The 16,976-nt window shown below is 47.9% G+C and carries 15 protein-coding genes; 7 read left to right on the plus strand and 8 right to left on the minus strand.

All coding sequences use genetic code 11. The features are described 5' to 3' along the window. Nucleotides 1-7: 7 nt before the first annotated feature. The 3 genes from pheT (at nucleotide 8) to EA26_RS07120 (ending at nucleotide 5,497) form a co-directional block, all read left to right on the plus strand. Nucleotides 8-2,395: a phenylalanine--tRNA ligase subunit beta gene (pheT, locus tag EA26_RS07110; RefSeq protein WP_039426131.1), complete on the plus strand. Its 2,388-nt coding sequence runs from the start codon at nucleotides 8-10 to the stop codon at nucleotides 2,393-2,395. A 54-nt stretch (nucleotides 2,396-2,449) separates the two neighbouring features. Beyond that, a complete protein-coding gene (locus EA26_RS07115) occupies nucleotides 2,450-3,316 on the plus strand; it encodes an EAL domain-containing protein (RefSeq protein WP_081947042.1) in 867 nt (288 codons plus the stop codon). 411 nt (nucleotides 3,317-3,727) lie between these two features. Beyond that, nucleotides 3,728-5,497 (plus strand): EAL domain-containing protein, encoded by a 1,770-nt coding sequence (locus EA26_RS07120; RefSeq protein ID WP_039426133.1) that lies wholly within the window; start codon nucleotides 3,728-3,730, stop codon nucleotides 5,495-5,497. Between the two features lie 10 nt (nucleotides 5,498-5,507). Here EA26_RS07120 and pncB read toward each other — a convergent pair whose 3' ends face one another. After that, entirely contained in the window at nucleotides 5,508-6,821 is a 1,314-nt protein-coding gene (pncB, locus tag EA26_RS07125; RefSeq protein ID WP_039426136.1) for a nicotinate phosphoribosyltransferase, read from the minus strand. Between the two features lie 282 nt (nucleotides 6,822-7,103). Here pncB and EA26_RS07130 point away from each other — a divergent pair, with 282 nt between their 5' ends. The 3 genes from EA26_RS07130 to ihfA all read left to right on the plus strand — a co-directional run bounded on the left by EA26_RS07130 (nucleotide 7,104) and on the right by ihfA (nucleotide 9,182). Beyond that, nucleotides 7,104-7,817, plus strand: a complete 714-nt coding sequence (locus EA26_RS07130; RefSeq protein ID WP_039426139.1) for an NUDIX hydrolase — start codon at nucleotides 7,104-7,106, stop codon at nucleotides 7,815-7,817. Nucleotides 7,818-7,836: 19 nt separating this feature from the next. Further along, nucleotides 7,837-8,478 carry an isochorismatase family protein gene (locus EA26_RS07135; protein WP_039426142.1) on the plus strand — a complete coding sequence of 214 codons (642 nt, stop codon included), beginning with the start codon at nucleotides 7,837-7,839 and terminating at the stop codon, nucleotides 8,476-8,478. Nucleotides 8,479-8,891: 413 nt separating this feature from the next. Then, the gene (gene ihfA, locus EA26_RS07140; RefSeq protein ID WP_039426145.1) at nucleotides 8,892-9,182 is read left to right on the plus strand and encodes an integration host factor subunit alpha; all 291 of its coding nucleotides are present in this window, start codon (nucleotides 8,892-8,894) and stop codon (nucleotides 9,180-9,182) included. Nucleotides 9,183-9,272: 90 nt separating this feature from the next. Here the strand turns inward: ihfA and EA26_RS07145 are convergent, their stop codons facing one another. Next, nucleotides 9,273-10,049, minus strand: a complete 777-nt coding sequence (locus EA26_RS07145) for a RelA/SpoT domain-containing protein (RefSeq protein ID WP_039426148.1) — start codon at nucleotides 10,047-10,049, stop codon at nucleotides 9,273-9,275. A 298-nt stretch (nucleotides 10,050-10,347) separates the two neighbouring features. Here EA26_RS07145 and EA26_RS07150 point away from each other — a divergent pair, with 298 nt between their 5' ends. After that, a complete protein-coding gene (locus EA26_RS07150) occupies nucleotides 10,348-11,001 on the plus strand; it encodes a thiopurine S-methyltransferase (protein WP_039426151.1) in 654 nt (217 codons plus the stop codon). Nucleotides 11,002-11,080: 79 nt separating this feature from the next. Here the strand turns inward: EA26_RS07150 and purT are convergent, their stop codons facing one another. The 6 genes from purT to EA26_RS07180 form a co-directional block, all read right to left on the minus strand. Further along, nucleotides 11,081-12,256 carry a formate-dependent phosphoribosylglycinamide formyltransferase gene (gene purT, locus EA26_RS07155; RefSeq protein WP_039426154.1) on the minus strand — a complete coding sequence of 392 codons (1,176 nt, stop codon included), beginning with the start codon at nucleotides 12,254-12,256 and terminating at the stop codon, nucleotides 11,081-11,083. 134 nt (nucleotides 12,257-12,390) lie between these two features. Beyond that, nucleotides 12,391-13,278, minus strand: a complete 888-nt coding sequence (gene cdd, locus EA26_RS07160) for a cytidine deaminase (protein ID WP_039426156.1) — start codon at nucleotides 13,276-13,278, stop codon at nucleotides 12,391-12,393. 281 nt (nucleotides 13,279-13,559) lie between these two features. Further along, complete coding sequence (locus tag EA26_RS07165; RefSeq protein WP_039426158.1) at nucleotides 13,560-14,237, minus strand: LrgB family protein; 678 nt, start codon at nucleotides 14,235-14,237, stop codon at nucleotides 13,560-13,562. Between the two features lies 1 nt (nucleotide 14,238). After that, nucleotides 14,239-14,610: a CidA/LrgA family protein gene (locus EA26_RS07170; RefSeq protein WP_039426160.1), complete on the minus strand. Its 372-nt coding sequence runs from the start codon at nucleotides 14,608-14,610 to the stop codon at nucleotides 14,239-14,241. A gap of 48 nt (nucleotides 14,611-14,658) precedes the next feature. Continuing rightward, nucleotides 14,659-16,080 (minus strand): exodeoxyribonuclease I, encoded by a 1,422-nt coding sequence (gene sbcB / locus EA26_RS07175; RefSeq protein ID WP_039426162.1) that lies wholly within the window; start codon nucleotides 16,078-16,080, stop codon nucleotides 14,659-14,661. A gap of 135 nt (nucleotides 16,081-16,215) precedes the next feature. Further along, a complete protein-coding gene (locus EA26_RS07180; protein WP_039426163.1) occupies nucleotides 16,216-16,914 on the minus strand; it encodes an NAD(P)H-binding protein in 699 nt (232 codons plus the stop codon). Nucleotides 16,915-16,976: the final 62 nt, after the last annotated feature.

The raw sequence follows: 16,976 nt of genomic DNA on the forward strand, positions 1-16,976 counted from the left end.
AAGCACAATGAAATTCAGCGAATCATGGCTTCGTGAGTGGGTAAATCCTGCGATTACCACTGACGAACTTACTCATCAAATTACCATGGCTGGCCTAGAGGTCGACGATGTTCTGCCTGTGGCTGGCGAGTTTAACGGGGTTAAAGTTGGCCACGTTGTAGAATGTGGTCAGCATCCAGATGCCGACAAACTACGTGTGACCAAAGTTGACGTAGGCGAAGCAGAGCTGCTTGATATCGTTTGTGGCGCGGCCAACTGTCGCCAAGGGCTGAAAGTGGCCGTGGCAACCGTCGGTGCCACTTTGCCTGGTGATTTCAAAATCAAAAAAGCAAAACTGCGTGGTCAACCTTCACACGGTATGCTTTGCTCATTTACTGAACTAGGTATCGACGTAGAATCAAACGGCATTATGGAACTGGCACAAGATGCGCCAGTGGGTATGGATTTTCGTGCTTTCCTCGCCCTGAACGATGTGACGGTGGACGTGGATCTAACCTCTAACCGTGCCGACTGTTTTAGCATCCGCGGTATGGCGCGCGAAGTGGGCGTACTTAACCGCGCTGACGTCACTGAACCTTCGGTAGAAGCGGTGGCGGTTTCGATTGACGACAAAGTGTCCATCGACGTAAAAGCACCGGCGGCGTGTCCACGTTACCTTGGTCGTGTAGTGAAGAATGTAAACGTTCAAGCGCAAACGCCACTGTGGATGCAAGAAAAACTGCGTCGTTGCGGCATTCGCTCTATCGACCCTGTGGTGGACATTACTAACTACATCTTGCTTGAGCAAGGCCAACCTATGCATGCGTTTGATCTGGCGAAGATCGAAGGCGGCATCGTGGTGCGCATGGCAGAGCAGGGCGAGAAGCTGACTCTGCTTGACGGCAGCGAAGCAGAACTCAACGCAGATACTCTTGTTGTGGCAGACCACAACAAAGCGCTGGCGATTGCAGGAATCTTTGGTGGCGAGCACTCAGGCGTGAACGCAGAAACCAAAGATGTATTGCTTGAGTGTGCCTTTTTTGCACCAGACCACATTCGTGGCCGCGCGCGTAGCTATGGCTTGCACACCGATTCTTCAATGCGCTTTGAACGCGGTGTGGATTACGCACTGCAAGTGAGCGCAATGGAGCGTGCGACCGCGCTGCTAGTGGAAATCTGTGGTGGTGAAGTAGCGCCTGTTGTGGCGGTAGAATCACAAGCTGATTTGCCTAAGCCAAACAAAGTGGCACTGCGCCGCAGCAAACTCGATAACCTTCTAGGCCATCACATTGCCGACAGCGATGTGGTTGAAATCCTAGAGCGTCTTGGTATGGCAGTCGAAACCACGGCTGAAGGCTGGGTTGCGGTAGCGCCAACATGGCGTTTCGATATTGCCATCGAGCAAGATTTGGTAGAAGAAGTGGGCCGTATCTACGGTTACGACAACATTCCAAACCAAAACCCAACAGCTGCGCTTAAGATGCACGATCATCAAGAAGCCAAACTGCCACTAAAACGCGTGCGTGATTTGCTGGTTGATCGTGGTTACCACGAGGCGATCACCTACAGCTTCGTTGAACCAGAGCAACAAAAACTGGTTGTTCCGGGTGTCGATGCTCTCATTCTGCCAAACCCAATCTCTGCAGAAATGTCAGCGATGCGCCTTGGTCTGATTCAAGGCTTGCTAAACACTGTGGTTCACAATCAAAAACGCCAACAGCCACGAGTTCGTCTGTTCGAATACGGCCTACGTTTCATTCCATGTGAATCAGCGGAAAACGGTATGCGTCAAGAGCCGATGCTGGCGGGCGTGATTGCCGGTACTCGCAGCGAAGAGCATTGGAACATCGAAACCAACACGGTGGATTTCTTTGATCTGAAAGGCGATGTGGAAGCGATTCTTGAACTCTCTGCCAACGACAAAGCGTACAGCTTCGTAGCAACCAAGCACCCAGCGCTTCACCCGGGTCAATCAGCGGCTATCGTGGTCGATGGAAAAGAAATCGGTGTGATTGGTACGGTTCACCCCGAACTTGAGCGCAAGTTTGGTCTAAACGGCCGCACTATCGTGTTTGAAATCGAATGGTCTGCGATCAATCGCAAAGTGATCCCCGAAGCGGTGGCGCTGTCTAAGTTCCCTGCCAACCGTCGTGATATCGCAGTGGTGGTTGATCAAGCGGTTGCTTCTGGCGACATCGTCAATGCGTGTTTGGAAGCGGGCGGTGAGTTCCTGAAAGCGGCAAAACTGTTTGACGTTTATGTCGGTAAAGGCGTGGAAGAAGGCAAGAAGAGCCTCGCTATCGCCCTGACACTGCAGTCAAACGAACGCACGTTGGAAGACGCGGATATCGCAGGCGCGGTTGATGCAATCGTCGCGCACGTTGCTGAGAAATTTGGCGCGTCACTGCGCGATTAAGCAAAAACCAATAAGCTGCTCACAAGCAGAACTTAGCTTTGACAAACGGCCCAAATGGGCCGTTTTTTTATCGATAGAGCACCTTATCTTCTACCGACGCATTCTCTCTGTTATTGGTGGCTTGCAAACCGTTCTAAAACATTAGATGCAGAGTTGCAACGTGCTATTCGTCAGCATGAATTTGTTCCTTATGCTCAGCCTATCGTCCATGCTGAAACCAAAGAAATAACCGGGATTGAGATCTTGATGCGCTGGCAACATCCGATTCAGGGGCTCGTAAGGCCAGATCTGTTTATTCCTCAAGCGGAGGAATCTGGACTCATCATCCCTATGACACAGCTATTGTTTAAAGAAACGGCGCGACAGCTACGAGAATATAGAGATGTTTTGCCGAACGAATTTCATGTTGGGATCAATATTTCTCCGCAGCATTATAAGAATGACGATCTTTTTACTGAATGTCAGGCGTTCTATAACCTAGTTGATTGCGATAAAACCATACTGCTACTTGAGTTAACCGAGCGTGAGGTACTTGAGTTTTCTGATGCCACCGATGTTTTGTTTCGCAATATTAAGCAACTGGGTTGTAAAATTGCCATCGACGATTTTGGTGCTGGACACTCAAGTTTGATTAACCTGCAAAAAATCGACTTGGATTATTTAAAAATTGATCAGATTTTTATCAAAAATATCGGTGCCGATCCAGTCGCTGAACACTTAGTTGAAAGCACGATTGAACTTGCCAAGCGCTTGTCTCTCAATCTTATTGCCGAAGGCGTTGAGTGTGAGGAGCAAGTTGAGTATTTGCGACATCACGATGTGAACTATCTGCAAGGATTTCTATTCGCTAAGCCAGTGCCTTTATCTGAGTTTTTGCAACAGCTTCAAAGGAGCTCCACTGAATCGCTTGGTTCAAAGTAACACAGCCTCTTATCTGCTAGCCCTAATCGTTCTCACCATGACTTGCATTGCGAGACATGGTGATGTTCGCTCTTCCTATCGAGCATTCCTACTTGCTTATGATAATTTGCTTTTTTAACCTTCTTATATAGTTACGTCCTGCTCAGTGATATAAAGAGTGCAAAGTGTTGCTCTCAAGTTGTATAGCAGTTTCTCTTTTTAAGAATAAAGCTCATCAAAATGGTAAAAATACCTCTTAGGTATTATTTTTTCAGGAGAATTGATCTTACATATACTGTTTCTTATGTCAATATAAGGCATTGTTTTATAGCGTGTATAAATATTTCCTTTAATTTTACTCTCAAAATAGCTATTTAGAGATTGGTGTTCTATTATTTGCATATGTTCTTATTTTTGAGAAGGGTAATAAAAATGGGAAATCTAGGAAGTGCGACTAAGACGTTATTACCTAATCAGAGCAAATTTGTACAAATCGTCAATCAGTTAATTGAAGAGACTCGTTATCCTTGTGTGGCTGTTGTCTTGGCATTAAGAGTGAAAAATAGCGAGCTAATCAGCCAGCCACAGTTTGAGAAGGGCATTAATCGCATCAAGAACGTTAAAGTAGCGGGTTGTTTAAACCAACAGATATATCTGCTTTATCTTTGTGAACCCATCTGTATTAGTCAAAATCGAACTCGAGCGATTTACGCTTGCGTCCGTGATTTCTTTTCTGAGCTCAAGAGAATCAGTAGTGCGATGAGCCAAATGGTGATGTCAGGGAAGATCGGTGTGTCAGTGTTGAGTGTTGATGCTGAGACAGTACAAACAGCCGTTGCACACGCCATCCAAGCTACGCTAGAGCAAGCAATGGGTAATCAAACTCATGTGCAGTTTTTCGATACTGATTTACAGCGCAGCATTAAGCGTTACATTTTGCTGGAAGATTTAGCACGTAATGTAATTGATACTGGAGATATTCAAGTCGTTTACCAACCGATTATTCGCTGCATGGACTGGCAAGTGGCCGGATACGAGGTATTTTGTCGTTTCGATTTTCATCATTCCCTTGAAACGAACACGCAAGAAGTGATCGAACTGATTGAAAACATGAATCTTGTATCTGAATTGGATATGCTCGCTTATCAAACAGCGTTTCGCCAAATGGCCTCTTTTCTAAAGAGAAACGATCGCTTTCTCAACTTAAACTTATCGCCCAACACCCGTCACGATTTATCCGAGTTTTTAAAATGTATGGTGGCGCTAGCCAGTCAAGAGAAAATAGATCTCAATCGTGTGGTGATTGATATCAATGAAGTGAAGTCTCCAGCGTTAAGTTTGCAGTTTGAGCCCCTGTTAAAGCCACTGCGCGAGCTTGGTGTCAGCTTCGCGCTGGATGATCTGAAATCGGGATTTGACCTTCCAGAAGTTCTAGAAACAAAGCAATTCAGGTACTTACGTTTAAGTCGAAAACTTATCGAAAAGAAGCACGAGAAAAACGAATACTACCAGATCATCCGTTTTCTTGTCCGTCTTTGTCACCGTTTCAATGTCTCAGTCATCGCTGAAGGGGTAGAGACACGTGAGGAAGCGCAAACGCTTTCCTATCTTGGGGTTGACTATATGCAGGGCTATCTTTTTGCCAAACCTTTGCCTTACCAGCAGCTCCTAGAGGCAGAGCCCAAAATCACGCTCGAATTGCCCGCTCTGTACAGTAAAAAAATGGCGGGAAAACGAGATATTGATGAAGATGTGTCAACCTTGAACAGTATCGCTTGCCGCAGCCTACCTAGGCTCGACCCCGGTGAGCCAATCGCGCTGGCTGATGAGTATCTCAAAGCCGGGGGAATAACGTATCTACCTGTGGTGAACAAAGGTGAATGTGTTGGAATTGTGAGTCAGGCTCTGGTGAATTTGCATCTCACGCCAGCGATGGGCACTGAGCATGAAAGTGCGAAGGAAGCCTCTATTTGGCAGAAACCCGTGGTCAGTTTGATGAATACCGCTTTCGATCGTCTTGATGCAAGCACGCCGATTACCGGTTTAATCGCGCTGCTGAAAGCGCAGACCATAGCCTTTCCGATTGTGCTGACAGAAGAACAATATTATAAGGGCATGGTAACGGAGAGTGAGTTCTCGCACTATCTCATGAGCCATCTATTTTATGGTATCGGTGAAGAGTCGAGTGTGCTGCAAAGCTAAGTGTGGCCGACTAGGCCACACTGCGAAAGCGCGGGTTTTGTTCTTTCTGTAGGCTGGTCAGGGTGGCGATCACCTCATCCATCTCAAGCGGGAAGCCAAAGCGCTGCTTGAGGTTGAGTAGGAAGAAGATGTCTTCACACATCGCCTTTTCTGGTTCGTCACTGATTTTGGCAACGGGTGAGCGGTTACACTCAGCCATTTTGACCACCATGGAAAGCGGTTGATAGCGCTCGCCTTGCGCATTTTGCCAATCGCCCATGTCATTGGCGAGGAAAGTACCAATGCCGAAGCTGATTTGCGCACGGCCGGCAAAGTACTCGCAGATATCCAGTGCGCGGGAGAAATCCAGGCCGTCAGTAAAAATCAACGTTTTGCTCAACGGGTCAATACCAAGTGATTGATAGTGGCTGATGATTTTATCACCCCAAGTGAATGGGCAACCCGAGTCGTGCCTAACGCCAACATAAGCATGAGCTCTTTGTGGGTTGAAATCCTGCAAAAACGCATCAATACCAATCGTGTCGGTAAGTGCAATCCCCAAATGGCCAGAAAATGCCTCGAGCCATCTATCCAATGCCACGCGCTGAGAGTCTTGTACGTTGACGAGCGCTTGGTGAGCCATAAACCACTCATGCGCCACAGTACCAATTGGGGTGAGTGCAAATTCTTGGGCTAAATGGTAATTGCTTGTGCCGGTAAGCAGTTCAGGAACATGCGTGCGTAAGTAGTCCAACATATCCCGTTGCACCTTGGCACTGAAACGCCGACGCGTGCCCATTTCAGAAAAACGGAAATTGCTGATGCGTCGCTGCTGCAGTTCATTCTTTAACTGGCTGATTTTATTGGTAAGCACTTGCTCAAACTGCGAGTAGGGGATGGTTTGCCAGTGGCGACGATTTCTCACTTCAGAGATGATGCTCATCACCAAGGTTTCGTACAAGATGGTTTCGTGCCATATCCCTTGGATAGCAACGCGCAGTTGGGATTGACCACTCTTGCTAGGTACGGTCTCAAGCAGAACCTGTTGTTGCGGCACAAAGCGGAAATGGCGCAGGTATTCGAGAAACTCGCTTGTTAAGTAAGGCGCTTGATTTTTTAAGTAGGCGATTTGTTCGGCTGTAAAGGTGAGCAGGGCCAGTTTTTCAATTTCTTGGCGAACTTCTTCAATCAAATCAGAGAGATCATCATCAGAGCGTACGGTTAGCTCATAACGTACCTGTGTGTCTGGGTAGAAGCGATACGCCGCTTGCATCATGTTGATTTTATATACATCGAGATCGAGAGCGCTCTGAATGATTGGCGATTGAAAAAGTGCTGTGTTCATGAAATCCTCTCTACCCAAACTAGGTCAAGAACATCTTGTTTGTCAGTATGGCAGAACTCTAATCAACTCATCTTGGTTTGTCAAATCTTGTTATTAACCAAGGCTGGCCCAATTCAAAGCTAATCTAATGCTAAGTAGATAATGCTCAATAGGCATGATTGCCTTTTTGGTTAGAAGTGCATTGAGTGTGCTCGTGGTTAATAACGGATTGTTACTTTCATATTGACCTCAAACAACACCATCAGTAAGGTATTGGCAGAACAATACTTTGAGAGACGTCGAATGATAGTCACCATTGATATGATTTGTCTGAAATTGGGCGAAAACGGCTTAGACGTGTTGCTGATTAAGCGCAACAATCCTGAGCGGCCTCAATTTGGTATGTGGTCGATTCCCGGTGGGTTTGTTTTTGAGCACGATTTGAGCGCGCAGGGCGGACAGGCCGCGGATGCGGATTTTGATTCAGCGAGAAGACGCATCTGCCGACAGAAAATTCACACTTACCCCCATTACATTAGTGAACCGATGGTGGACGGAAACCCGAAACGAGATCCAGAAGGGTGGAGTGTGACAATCGCCCATTACGCGCTACTCAATAAAACCAATGTGGAACAGATAGATAATTGCGGCTTGTGCGACAAACAACTGGGTTGGTTTTCGCTTGAGCGGATTTTAAACGGTGAAGTGGCGTTGGCCTTTGACCATGCCGATTTGATCAAGCTGGCATGGACAAAACTCAGAGCGGCGATTGAATATACCTCGGTGTTGCTGTTTGCCTTGGAGAAAGAGTTTCTCGTCTCTGACATCATTTCCGCGTATGCCCAGTTTGGTGTGGAAGTCAATCGCATGACCATAAAACGGCGTCTTATCGATACTGGGGTCATTGAAAGTGCCAACAAGATAGCCGCTAGTAATAAAGGCAAAGGTGGCAAACCAGCCCAAGTTTATAGTTTGGCAGATAAACACGTGACCTATTTTCAAACTTGTCTACGTTAAACCAACGAGGATAATCACCATGATTGCTATTAACAGAGCAACGACAGCCGCACTAGATGTAGACCCGCAAAAGGGGTTTAGCGAGCTATGTCCGTCGGAGCTGCCCGTCGCTGGCGCGCTAGAGATTGTTGATGAACTGAAACGCAACCATCAAAAAGCGAAACTGAAGCTCGTTTCGCGTGATATGCACCCTCCGGGCGCAGTGTGGGAAGCAAAAACCCCCGCCAATATGCTTGAGCCAGTAGGCCTGCCTGAGGTGGACATCAAATGGAATCCGCATTGCGTGGTGGGGACGCCGGGTGTCGAGCTGCTTCCGGGGCTCCCTGCGGTGCGTGAATACGACTTTCAAATCAATAAAGGCGTCGATCCAGATGCGCATCCGTATGGCGCATTTTATCACGATCAGGCCGAAAAGTTATCTACAGGTGGCATTGAGTTTTTGCGTGCCAACCAAATTGATACGGTGATCGTTGGTGGTTTAGCGCTCGATTTTTGTGTGAAAAGATCGATTGAGCAATTGATAGCAGCGGGCTTTCGTGTTGTGTTGAACTTAGCAGCCACCAAAGCCGTCTTTGCTGAATCGGCCCCCGAGGTGATTGAGCAGTTGTCTATTTTGGGTGTGATTTGTGTTGAAGATGCAGAGCAAATTGACCTACTGTAAGCCCAGTGATTTTGACATAAATCACTGGAAGGCAGAGTGATGATGTGCATTGGGTTGCTAACACAAACTACTGATTAAATAAGAAGTTTTCTCTTTGTGAACAAAAAATAATCCATTGATATCGAAAATATCAAATAGATTTATTTGCTGATAAATTCTTATTTACTGGTGAAAATGTCTTTATGAGTGAATGCTTTATTCGTTTTTTTGTTGCAATCCTTCAAAAACCAACCTAAAACTGTGGGATTCTTCGTGGTACGGTGAGATTTAGATCAAATAAAAAGTTGGCGTAAATCAGAAGCTTGGCATACACTTTCTCAAGTAGGCCCGATATGTTGTTGATTGGTAGGGCAAATTGGTTTGGCGCTACCTACGGTGTAGCAAGGTTTAACATAGCTTTGAGGAAAGTTTTTATGGCGCTCACAAAAGCCGATTTGGCAGAGAACCTGTTTGAGAAACTTGGATTCAGTAAACGGGACGCCAAGGACACGGTTGAGGTGTTTTTTGAAGAGATTCGTAAAGCACTGGAAAACGGCGAGCAAGTGAAACTATCAGGTTTTGGTAATTTCGACTTACGTGATAAGAATGAAAGACCTGGCCGCAACCCGAAAACAGGTGAAGATATTCCGATCACAGCCAGACGGGTGGTCACGTTCCGTCCAGGGCAGAAATTGAAAGCCAGAGTTGAGAATCTCAAGCCTTGAACGATTTTCAAATACCTTGTCGATTTTCAAATACAAAGACCACGTAAAGCGTGGTCTTTGTCTATTAAGTAGGCTGTTTAGCTTAGTGTTTTAGGCCGCTTCTAGATGCGTCGTCAAATACGGTTGCCAAGCCTGTTGGTAAAGGTCTTTCGATTGATTTCTCAGTTGTTTGATTGCGGCCAGCTCCATTTCATTTAAGTCGCGCTGAGCTGCCGAAGCTTGACGCTCTATGGTTTGGATCTGCTCATACAGATCGTGCTCTGGACCACTTTTCACATCCGCAATCGCTTTTAAGTGCAATTGCACTTCTGCCACTAGGTTGGTTTTTGGCAAACGCACCAACAGGTTCAAATCACGGTAACCTGACTCGGCTGGCGTCTTGAAGCGGTTTTTCACTTTAACAATGCGAGTTTCTCGCGATAAAGCCTCGTAAACACTCACTAGGCTAGCTACATCATTAGCCACAATCGTTGCGCGAGCTAAGTCAGTAATTCGACTCGCATCACCGTTCAACTCTAACGCGACTTTCTCTTTAGCACGTTGCGCCGATTTTACTCCTGCAAAATAAGGGGGAGTATCGGTCAGTAAGGCCGTGCTTGTGACAATGGTTTCCAACTCAAGCTGGGCTTGGTGCGCTTTACTATAAAGAATATCGAAGTCGCTATAGGGTTGAGTCGGCTGGGTGTGAGTTGATTGAATTCCGTATAAACCACTTAGACTGTGACGGAAAAGTTTAGAAGAGACTTGACCTTGGCTGTTAGCACGCGGCTCTTCTTGGTTTGATGGAGCATTAGGAATCGCCGCAAATGCGGGGGCACGGCTCAATAACAAAAGCATCAATGCGGTAGTACGAAGAAGCAAGCTCATTCACTCTCCTTAACTTGTTTGTCCTAGTAAACGGTGTAACTAAAGGCTAAAACACAAATCAAGCTATCTAATTAATTGGGGTGAGATGACAAAAAACAACACCCGCGAGTCAATACCTTGTTTAACTGTGTTCCGCATCACGTTGTTATGGTTACCGACTTCGACGTCGTCTTTTCCGTTTAGTTGCCAATTTAACGTTGTTCGATTAACACAAGGTGAATGGGCTTAACATTTTTCTGTTTTCAGCGCTTCTTTTTGGTTAGGCTAGGGCGAAAGTCACTTTGAAAGAAAGATAGCCATGAGAGATCCAGAGTTTTGGCACAGCAAATGGGCCGCCAATCATATCGGTTTCCACCTCGAAGACGTTAATCCGCTGCTGGTGCGCTTCTGGCAGGAAACAAAGCCTAAGCGCAGTGATCAGGTACTTGTGCCACTGTGTGGTAAATCGGAAGATTTAGCTTGGCTGGCAACAAAACATGACCAAGTCGAAGGAGCGGAGCTCAGCCACATTGCCGTTCGGGCGTTTTTTGCAGAGCACTTTTACACCCCGACGGTGACCACACTGTCAGGCCAGCATGAGCTGTATCAGTTTGATGAACTCGCCATTTATGCTGGCGATTTCTTCACTGCGCCGCTTTCCAAAGCAGACATTGTCTATGATCGCGCGGCCCTGATTGCGCTGCCCCAAGAGATGCGGCTTGAATATGTGCAGCGAGTGCGTTCACTATTAAACCCGGGTGGGGGGATTTTGTTGATCACCTTGGATTATCCGCAAGAAGAGATGTCAGGACCGCCTTTTAGCGTCGCGCAAAGCGAAGTAGAGCGTCTTTTCGCGGGTATGAAGGTGACACATCTGTTTGAAGACATTGCCGATGAGCGTCATCCTAAAATTGCGCAAAAAGGGTTAAGTCGTTTTGCTGAGCATGTTTACTTGATTGAAGCTATTGACTAATTGAATTGAAAGCAAAAGGGTTGGCGAAATGCCAACCCTTTTCAGTCATGAGAACGGTATCACTTGAAACGCTCTCAGTTTAGTAAATCACTTTCACTTTTTTCGCGCTGTCTATCGCGCCTTGAATCGCTTTTTCTAAACTTTGGCGACGAGTGAGGACAACCCCAAGGCGACGACGCCCGTCGATATCCGGCTTGGCAAACAAACGCAGTTGTGTTTGCGGCGCTTCTAGTGCATCGGCAATTCCATCGAAACGGATGTTGGTTGATTTGCCGTTGCCAAGTACCACCGCTGACGCGGAAGGACCGTACTGGACGATTTTGCCAATTGGCATTCCAGTAAAGGCGCGTACGTGCAGGGCAAATTCCGACATTTCCTGAGAAATCATGGTCACCATGCCAGTATCGTGAGGGCGAGGTGACACTTCATTGAAGATCACTTTGTCGCCTTTGACAAACAGCTCAACACCAAAAATACCGTAGCCACCCAAGGCGTTGACGACTTCTTCAGCGGCGTACTCTGCGGCTTTAAGCGCGTTTTCTGACATGGCTTGTGGCTGCCAAGATTCGCGGTAGTCGCCATCTTCTTGGCGATGACCAATCGGCGCGCAGAAGTGCACGCCATCAGCGGCTCTTACCGTCAATAAAGTGATTTCATAATCAAAATCGATAAACCCTTCGACAATCACACGCCCTGCGCCAGTGCGGCCGCCTTCTTGCGCGTATTGCCAAGCTTTCTCAATATCTTGCGCAGATTTGATCACGCTCTGTCCTTTGCCAGAAGAGCTCATCACGGGCTTAACCACGCACGGGATGTTGACCGCTTCAACCGCAGCGACAAACTCTTCGTAGTTATCAGCAAAACGATAAGGCGAGGTGACTAGCCCTAATTCTTCAGCCGCTAAACGGCGAATGCCTTCGCGGTTCATGGTGAGTTTGGCGGCTTTGGCAGAAGGCACCACGTTTAAGCCTTGTTCTTCTAGCTCTACCAGTTTATCGGTAGCAATGGCTTCAATTTCTGGTACGACGAAGGCGGGCTTTTCCGCTTTAATGATTTTTTCCAGTTCGTCGCCATCGAGCATATTAAGCACATAGCTGCGATGGGCCACTTGCATGGCGGGAGCATCTGCATAGCGGTCGCAGGCGATCACTTCCAGACCCAAGCGTTGACACTCAATCGCCACTTCTTTACCGAGCTCGCCTGAACCCAGCAGTAGTACACGAGTTGCTCCTTCACGGGTAGCTGTACCGAACATAGTTTGTTTTTCCTTAGAGAGTGAGAGCAGTAAGATAATCAGCGAGGGATGATACCCAAATTCACAGGCAAAGCAAACGTTTGCCAATGAAGGAAAAAGAAAGCCCTGCGTAAAACAGGGCAAACGGAAATGCGCTAGATATTAAGGTAAGTCACCGGAATATCAGGGTTGATCACTTCAAGGGTAGATTGGGTGCACGCAAGGTGGCTGATTTTGCCTTTATGGCTCTCAACCAAAGCCGCCGACTGGATGTTTTCAAAGCGTTCACCGTCGAGCAGCAGTTGCATCAAGGCCACTTGCAGCGGCGGGAGGCTAGGATTGAAAGCGGCGTTTTCCGCATAAGCACCCAGATAGGTTTTGCCGCTACGCACCTGCAGAGCGACACCGCTTAAGTTGTGTGTGTAGGGCGCGTGGCTTCGATTCATCGCCGAGATGGCCGCTTTGAGCAGCTCGTCACTCTCGTCAGTGGAAAAACCGTGATCGACTTTCGTCATCAAGCCGGATTCAATGCCAAGGTCCGCCGGGCCAAAAGAATCGGGCAGATAGTCTTGCAGTACTTTCTCGTCGCGCTCAGGTAGCTGAATTTTCAGCACTTTCGCCGTAGATAGCTCATTCATAAACTGGCGGCAGTGTCCACAAGGGCTGAAGTTAATGGTGATGTCAGCAATGCCTTCTTCGCCTTTCATCCACGCATGGCTGATGGCCGCTTGTTCGGCGTGGACGGTTTGGCCCAGTTGTACGCCATTAAATTCCATGTTCGCGCCAAAATAGAGCTTTCCGGATAGACCGCGAACAATCGCGCCAACATAGAACTCTGAAATAGGGGCGTAAGAATAAGCCGCAGCGAAAGGCAACAGTGCGACACGCAGTTCGTTGTCTGCCAGTCCTGTCTTTTCCAATAGTTCATCGAACTGCTGTTTGGAAAGGGTCGCGTCAAAATGGTCGTCTGAAACGATAGGTGCAAGGTATTGAGAAATTGATGCCGGTGCGCGTGCTAGCGCTTGTTCAATACGACTCTTCATGATGAATCCTTGTTATTGCATGGAAGGATATTCTATGCGAACGATAAAAACCTACAGTGACTTACTTCACATTTAAAATTGCAACGAATTTACACGTTGCATAATTAGAGTGAGCTCACACATGTATTCGATTGCATCGAAAATAACTGTTAACGAGGTCGCAGTTTTTCCCGATGCGGTTTTTATCTTTCAAAGTCTACAGTTAACACCAATATTGCCATTTTAGCGAGTGATTGACGGTTTAAGATCAACAGGTGCAGGCCCGAGAGTGGGCCTGACCATTAGTGATGTGCCCAAATGGCTAAAGCGAAGAAGCTGGGTGCGAGAATCGAGGTGATCACGCCGCACAGGACCAGAGCAAGTGAAGAAAATGCGGCATCGCCGGGTTGCTTCTCCGCGCAGGTCGCGGTGCCAAGTGCGTGTGATACCGTGCCCATGGTTAAACCACGTGCAATCGGGTGCTTTATGCCAATGAGATTGTAGATGGGATAGGCGAGAATCGCGCCAAATAAGCCAACCAGTAGCACGAGAATGGCAGCAACCGCCGCTTCGCCGCCCAACTGACTGGAAATTTCCATCGCTATCGGCGTGGTGACTGATTTTCCCAGCAAACTGGCGATAAGCGTGATGTCGGCGTGAAACAGCACAGCAATAGCGGTCGCGGTCATCATCGACATCACACTGCCGATCAGGCAAGCGAAAGTGATGATGCGCCAACTGGCTTTGATTTGCGGCAACTGCTCGTAAAGCGGATAAGCCAGTGCTACCACCGCGGGTTGCAGCATGTAACTGATCCACTGGTTGTCGGTGTAATAGCGTTCAAACGGGATTTTCAGATAAGTAAGCAGCGGGATCAAAATGCCGATACTGATCAGCAAAGGGTTCGCCAACGGCTTGTTGATTTTTATCGCCAGCCAGCGGGCAAAGAAAAACACTAGGAGAGTAACCAGTAGCCACATATTAGCTCTCCTTACGCAAAATGCGATCAAGTAGCCAAGAGAGGCTGACCAAGACGATCAAGGTGCCACCAATCGCACTGGCTAAAATGGGTAGCGCGTTGGCGAGTAACAGATCGAAATGCTCCATTAAACCCACGCTGATTGGCACGAAAAGTAAAATCATGTAGCGGATCAACAAACTTGCGCCCGGCTTGACCCACTCGACTTTGACCAGCCCACTCGCCATGGCGAGAAACAGCACCAGCATGCCAATCACGCTGGCAGGAATGGAGGTTTCTAGCCAGTGGGAAATCGCCATGCCGATGTTGAGCGAAAGAAAAATAAGGCCAAATGACAACATCAGGCCAAATAGGGTTTTCAAAGAGAATTTCATCTTGAGTAGAAACACACTGCTAAGTCAACGCCGTATGGCGCTCGATAATTATGAGATCAAGCTCTCAGTATAGCGGTAAACCGATTTCAATATCGCTATTTTCTTTTCATCGCTTTCGTGCTCATGCACCAAGTTTTCCAAATTGAGCATGTACTCTTCAATACGACTTTCGAAGTACTCTCGGCAATGGTTGGCCCAGCGACGTTGTTCGCTCTCATCTAATGTCCACGGATAGTTACGCGCACGATAACGAAACAGCAGAGGATCAATGCGCTTGTCGTTAAAGGTGATGTCGAGCGCAGCGAGGTTGTTTGGCTCGGTTTGACGAATAATATCCATCGCGGCGCGATCGGCTGGTGAGAAGAAACCGTCGTACAATTTACTGTCGACATCGTCACTATCGGCAAATTCGCGTTCAATGGAAAAAAGTTGCACCAACTTTTCCCGCACTTCTGGGTGTTGACGGATCTGCGCTAGGTTGGCCAAACACTGCTCGCGATCAATACCAATATTCGCCGCATTTTCTGCTGTCAGCGTTTTCGCGGGCGCTAAAATGGGGCATTTGTTGAGATGCACCAATTTCACCGGCACTGGCAGCAGATCGTCAAGATCTTCTCGCTTGGTGTAAAGGCGTTCGTGTAACTGCTCAGCGCTTAGCTCAAACAGTGGCTGTGGATCTTTCGCCAAATCGATCACGATCACTGCGTTATTATTGGTCGGATGCCACGCCAAAGGTACCACCCAACTGGTGTACTGACATTCACGGCCAAGCATACCGGATACATGCATCAAGGGGGTCATGTTGACGATATCAATCAGCGCATTCAGCTTACGTTTGTGGCGCATGTTGAAAAAGTAATCAAACAGTTTCGGCTGGGCCGCTTTGAGCTTTTTGGCCATCTCAATCGTGGCAATGACATCGGCCATCGCATCGTGCGCGTTGCTGTGTTCTATGCCGTTGGCGACGGACAGATGCTCCAATTTGAAGCTGGTAAAGCCCTCATCATTTTCCGGCCAAGTAATGCCTTCTGGGCGAAGGGCGTGACAAGCGCGCATCACATCCAGCAGATCCCAGCGCGAGTTGCCGTTTTGCCAGCTCCACGCATAAGGATCAATGAAGTTGCGATAACAAGTATAGCGAGTGACTTCATCGTCAAAACGAATGCTGTTGTAGCCAAGGCTAGTGGTGTTGGGTTTTGACAGCTCTGCATGGATTTTGCTAATAAATTCGGGCTCAGACAGCCCCTCTTGCATCGCTTTTTGCGGGGTAATGCCGGTAATCAAGGCCGCTTCTGGCGCAGGAAGATAGTCGCTTGGCAATCGGCAGTAGATAACCAGCGGCTCGCCAATCACATTGAAATTTTCGTCGGTGCGTACCCCTGCAAACTGGGAAGGACGGTCTTTAGCGGGGCTTACTCCCCAAGTTTCATAATCAAAGAAGAAGAATGTAGGCTGATTATCCTGGTGCATCCGGCGTACCATTGAGAGCTGCAAAAGGTGTATTAGACCATTGCACGCCAGCGCTGGCAACGACTTCGCTGGCGCTTAAGCGCAGAAAGGGTAAAGAGCATCAAACGGTCAGACACCCGACTCGCAGCGTAAAACCTAGCGAAACTGTGACAACAACTGTTCCATTTCCAGTTTGTGCAAAATCTCTATTTTGCGATGAGGATGGCTGAAGGTGCGATAAAGCATTGCTTCGGCGACCGTGTCTGCGCTGACGGGTGTCCAGTTGTGTAGCCGGCCGCGCAGCAAAGGAGTGATTGGTCGCATCAGGCATTGCAGCCATTTTTCGTCTTGGCGCTGCTGCTTGCGCGCTCCCAGCAAAGGGCCGGGCCGGGTGATCACCAGTTGTTCAAACTCCATCTGCATCAACGCATTTTCCATCTGGCCTTTACACTTTAGATAGTGGAACGGAGAATGTGCATCCGCGCCTAAGCTAGAGACGACGGCCAACTTGGACACGCCAAGCACTTTCATGCTTTGCGCTACATGGCAGACAAGTTCAAAGTCTACCTGTCGCAGTTTTGCCCGGCTGCCAGCTTGCTTTCGCGTGCTGCCCAAGCAGATAAAACCGATGGTGGGCCTTGGTAAACTCTCATCCCAAGCGGTAATTTTGAGCTCAGGGTCGAGCAGTAAATGTACCTTGCCATTGCCTGTATGCTCGACCTGTGGCGGCCGGCGACTTAACGCGTAGACGGTGTCAATCGCATCGTGCTGCAAAATGTGCTGAAGCAGCCTTGAGCCAACCAAGCCAGTCGCGCCAGCAATGATTACGCAGTGATTGTCCTGATTGATACTCATCGTTACTCCTAATTGATTCGCTGCTCATAGTGTTCAGCAAGTCGTCTTTACTATCATTAGCT

The organism is Vibrio navarrensis (assembly GCF_000764325.1).
GTDB classification, from domain to species: domain Bacteria; phylum Pseudomonadota; class Gammaproteobacteria; order Enterobacterales; family Vibrionaceae; genus Vibrio; species Vibrio navarrensis.

Coding starts and splice junctions, on each gene's coding strand:
- EA26_RS07135 (WP_039426142.1), top strand. CDS start 7,837: ATGATTGCTATTAACAGAGCAACGACAGCCGCACTAGATGTAGACCCG.
- EA26_RS07145 (WP_039426148.1), bottom strand. CDS start 10,049: ATGAGCTTGCTTCTTCGTACTACCGCATTGATGCTTTTGTTATTGAGC.
- pncB (WP_039426136.1), bottom strand. CDS start 6,821: ATGAACACAGCACTTTTTCAATCGCCAATCATTCAGAGCGCTCTCGAT.
- EA26_RS07120 (WP_039426133.1), top strand. CDS start 3,728: ATGGGAAATCTAGGAAGTGCGACTAAGACGTTATTACCTAATCAGAGC.
- EA26_RS07180 (WP_039426163.1), bottom strand. CDS start 16,914: ATGAGTATCAATCAGGACAATCACTGCGTAATCATTGCTGGCGCGACT.
- EA26_RS07115 (WP_081947042.1), top strand. CDS start 2,450: ATGGGCCGTTTTTTTATCGATAGAGCACCTTATCTTCTACCGACGCAT.
- EA26_RS07165 (WP_039426158.1), bottom strand. CDS start 14,237: ATGTGGCTACTGGTTACTCTCCTAGTGTTTTTCTTTGCCCGCTGGCTG.
- purT (WP_039426154.1), bottom strand. CDS start 12,256: ATGTTCGGTACAGCTACCCGTGAAGGAGCAACTCGTGTACTACTGCTG.
- EA26_RS07150 (WP_039426151.1), top strand. CDS start 10,348: ATGAGAGATCCAGAGTTTTGGCACAGCAAATGGGCCGCCAATCATATC.
- cdd (WP_039426156.1), bottom strand. CDS start 13,278: ATGAAGAGTCGTATTGAACAAGCGCTAGCACGCGCACCGGCATCAATT.
- EA26_RS07170 (WP_039426160.1), bottom strand. CDS start 14,610: ATGAAATTCTCTTTGAAAACCCTATTTGGCCTGATGTTGTCATTTGGC.
- EA26_RS07130 (WP_039426139.1), top strand. CDS start 7,104: ATGATAGTCACCATTGATATGATTTGTCTGAAATTGGGCGAAAACGGC.
- pheT (WP_039426131.1), top strand. CDS start 8: ATGAAATTCAGCGAATCATGGCTTCGTGAGTGGGTAAATCCTGCGATT.
- ihfA (WP_039426145.1), top strand. CDS start 8,892: ATGGCGCTCACAAAAGCCGATTTGGCAGAGAACCTGTTTGAGAAACTT.
- sbcB (WP_039426162.1), bottom strand. CDS start 16,080: ATGCACCAGGATAATCAGCCTACATTCTTCTTCTTTGATTATGAAACT.